4 protein-coding genes are annotated in these 3,500 nt (G+C 71.1%); all 4 read left to right on the top strand.

The annotated features are described in order from the left end of the window. On the top strand, positions 1 to 1,070 hold a 1,070-nt coding region (locus QH283_RS20315; RefSeq protein WP_280504565.1), incomplete at its 5' end, for a class I tRNA ligase family protein. Continuing rightward, on the top strand, positions 1,067 to 2,545 hold the full coding sequence (gene folC, locus QH283_RS20310) for a bifunctional tetrahydrofolate synthase/dihydrofolate synthase (RefSeq protein ID WP_414689686.1): 1,479 nt from the start codon (positions 1,067 to 1,069) through the stop codon (positions 2,543 to 2,545). The genes QH283_RS20315 and folC, both read left to right, overlap by 4 nt. A gap of 38 nt (positions 2,546 to 2,583) precedes the next feature. After that, positions 2,584 to 3,024: a DUF4233 domain-containing protein gene (locus tag QH283_RS20305; RefSeq protein WP_414689687.1), complete on the top strand. Its 441-nt coding sequence runs from the start codon at positions 2,584 to 2,586 to the stop codon at positions 3,022 to 3,024. 10 nt (positions 3,025 to 3,034) lie between these two features. Next, on the top strand, positions 3,035 to 3,451 hold the full coding sequence (gene ndk, locus QH283_RS20300) for a nucleoside-diphosphate kinase (protein WP_280504564.1): 417 nt from the start codon (positions 3,035 to 3,037) through the stop codon (positions 3,449 to 3,451). Positions 3,452 to 3,500 lie beyond the last annotated feature (49 nt).

Genomic DNA, 3,500 nt, shown 5'->3' with positions numbered 1-3,500 from the left:
CCCCCCACCTCCAGGCCATTACTATGTGTAGGGCGGGCGCAACCGGCATCGACCCGCTGTACTGTACCCGCGCCTACGGCGCCGACGCGCTGCGCTTCACCCTGGCCAGGGGCGCGCAGCCCGGCGGCGACCTCTCGGTCGGCGAGTCGCACGCGCTGGCCTCGCGCAGCTTCGTCACCAAGCTGTTCAACGCCACCAAGTTCGCGCTGCTCAACGGCGCCGCCCCGGGCGAGCTGCCCGCGCGCGAGCGCCTGACCGACGCCGACCGGTGGATCCTGGACCGCCTCGACACGGTGCTCGACGAGGTCGACGCGGCCTTCGACGCCTACGAGTTCGGCAAGGCCTGCGAGGCGCTGTACCACTTCGCCTGGGACGAGCTGTGCGACTGGTACCTGGAGCTGGCCAAGGTGCAGTTCGCCGCCGACGGCGAGCGCGCCGCGTCCACCCGCACCGTGCTCGGCACCGTGCTCGACGTGGTGCTGCGGCTGCTGCACCCGGTGATCCCGTTCGTCACCGAGTCGCTGTGGCAGGCGCTGACCGGCGGTGAGTCCGTCGTGATCTCGACCTGGCCGACGCGCAGCGGCGCCGTCGCCGACGAGGTCGCCGCCCGCCGCATCGCCGACGCGCAGCGGTTGATCACCGAGATCCGCCGCTTCCGCAGCGATCAGGGCCTGGCCGACAAGCAGAAGGTCGCCGCCCGGCTGATCGGACTCGAGGAGGCCGACCTGGTCGCGCTCGCGCCGTCGGTGGCCAATCTGGCCCGCCTCACCGACGCCGACGCGGACTTCTCCGTCACCGCCGAGGTGGAGGTGCGCCTGAGCGGTGCCACCGTCACGGTGCAGGTCGACACCTCCGGGTCGGTCGACCTGGAGGCCGAGCGCAAGCGGCTGGAGAAGGATCTGGCCGCCGCGCAGAAGGAATTGCAGACCACCGAGGCCAAGCTCGGCAACGAGGCCTTCCTGGCCAAGGCGCCCGAGGCCGTGGTGGACAAGATCAGGAATCGTCGTGCGGTGGCCGCCGCCGAAGTCGAGCGGATCGGGGCACGGCTCGCCGAGCTGGGTGCCAAGTGAGCGACGACGCGGGCGGCGCCAACCCGGAACCGGAGCGTCAGTATCGCGACGAGTCCAGGGACACCCGGCTCGGCTCGGGCCCCTCGCCGGTCGACCTGGCCGAGATGGCGCTGGTCGAGGCCGAACTCGACCGGCGCTGGCCGGAGACCAAGATCGAGCCGTCGCTGACGCGGATCGCCACCCTGATGGACCTGCTCGGCTCGCCGCAGCAGGCCTACCCGGCGATCCACATCGCGGGCACCAACGGCAAGACCTCGGTCACCAGGATGATCGACGCGCTGCTGACCGCGCTGCACCGGCGCACCGGGCGCATCACCAGCCCGCACCTGCAGCTGGCCACCGAGCGGATCAGCATCGACAACGCGCCGATCAGCCCGGCGAAGTACGTCGAGATCTACCGCGAGATCCAGCCCTACATCGAGATGATCGACCAGCAGTCCGCGGCCGCCGGTGGACCGGCGATGAGCAAGTTCGAGGTGCTCACCGCCATGGCCTTCGCCGCGTTCGCCGAGGCGCCGGTCGATGTCGCGGTGGTGGAGACCGGCATGGGCGGCACCTGGGACGCGACCAATGTGATCGACGGTCAGGTGGCGGTCATCACCCCGATCGGACTCGACCACACCGACTATCTCGGTTCCGACCTGGCCTCGATCGCCGGGGAGAAGGCGGGCATCGTCAAGCGCGCGCCGGAGAGCCTGATCCCGCGCGACACCGTGGCGGTCATCGCCCAGCAGGAACCCGAGGCCATGGAGGTGCTGCTGCGCCGCGCCGTGGAGGTGGACGCGGCGGTCGCGCGCGAGGGCGCGGAGTTCACCGTGTTGTCGCGGCAGGTCGCCGTGGGCGGACAGCAGTTGACGTTGCAGGGCCTCGGCGGGGTCTACGACGAGATCTTCCTGCCGCTGCACGGTGAGCACCAGGCGCGCAACGCGGTGCTCGCGCTCGCCGCAGTGGAGGCCTTCTTCGGCGCGGGCGCGCAGCGTCAGCTCGACGTGGACGCCGTGCGCGCGGGCTTCGCCTCGGTGGCCAGCCCCGGCCGGATGGAACGCATGCGCAGTGCGCCGACAATCTTCATCGACGCCGCGCACAATCCGGCGGGAGCGCGGGCGCTGGCCGCCACGCTCGGCGCCGAGTTCGACTTCCGCAAGCTGGTCGGGGTCATCGCCGTGCTCGGCGACAAGGACGCCGCGGGCATCCTGGATGCGCTGGAACCGGTCTTCGACGAGATCGTGGTCACCGGCAACGGCTCCCCGCGCGCCCTCGAGGTGGAGGTGCTCGCCGATCTGGCGGTGCAGCGCTTCGGAGACGAGCGTGTCGTCGTGGCGCCCACCCTTCCCGACGCGCTGGAGACCGCCATCGCGCTGGCCGAGGAGGTCGCCGAGTCCGGCGAGATGGTCTCCGGGGCCGGTGTCGTGGTGACCGGATCGGTGGTGACGGCGGGCGCCGCCCGCGCCCTGTTCGGGAAGGACCCCGCGTGAGCTCGGGAAAGGACCGTGAGCTCGGGAAAGGACACAGCATGAGCCCGGCAGACAATCCGGCCGACCCGAACGGCCGGCAGCGGCCCGCCGACGCGCCCGCTCCGCCGGACCCGTGGAAGGGCCTGCGCGGCGTGATGGCGGGCACCCTGGTCCTGGAGTCCATCGTGGTGCTGCTCGCCCTGCCGATCGTGGCCGATGTCGGCGGCGGGCTCACCTGGGTGTCGGGCGGCTATCTGGTGGGCCTGGCGGTGCTGATGATCCTCGGCGCCGGATTGCAGGGCCGATCGTGGGCGCTGGCGTTCAACCTCGGCTTGCAGGCGCTGGTCGTCGCAGGCGGCGTGTTCCACCTGTCCATCCTGATCATCGGCGTGCTGTTCCTGCTGGTCTGGGGCTTCATCCTGATGCTGCGCCACGAGGTGAAGAAGCGGATGGAGCAGGGGCTACTGCCCAGTCAGCGGCTCGGCGGAGCGGGCCGTTAGGCTGTGCGCCGTGACTGAGCAGACGTTGGTACTCATCAAGCCGGACGGCGTGTCGCGCGGCCTGGTCGGCGAGGTGCTGGCCCGGGCCGAGCGCAAGGGCCTGAAGATCGCCGCCCTGGAACTGAAGCAGGTGTCCGACGAGCTCGCGCGTGAGCACTACGCCGAGCACGCCGACAAGCCGTTCTTCGGCTCGCTGATCGAATTCATCACCTCCGGCCCGGTCGTGGCGGCCGTGCTGGAGGGCACCCGCGCCATCGCCGCCTTCCGCCAGCTGGCCGGCGGCACCGACCCGGTGGAGAAGGCCACGCCCGGCACGATCCGCGGTGATTTCGGCCTGGAGACCCAGTACAACCTGGTGCACGGCTCTGACTCGCCCGAGTCGGCCAAGCGCGAGATCGGTCTCTGGTTCCCCGGCTTCCCGGTCTGATCGAAACGGCTGTCTCGCAGACGGCCGGAAGTCCCTCGTGGGGGGGGGG

The sequence above is a fragment of the Nocardia farcinica genome (assembly GCF_029867845.1).
GTDB lineage: Bacteria > Actinomycetota > Actinomycetes > Mycobacteriales > Mycobacteriaceae > Nocardia > Nocardia farcinica_A.
The sequence above is the reverse complement of the archived record's forward strand: the minus strand, read 5'-3'. Positions and strand labels throughout refer to the sequence as shown.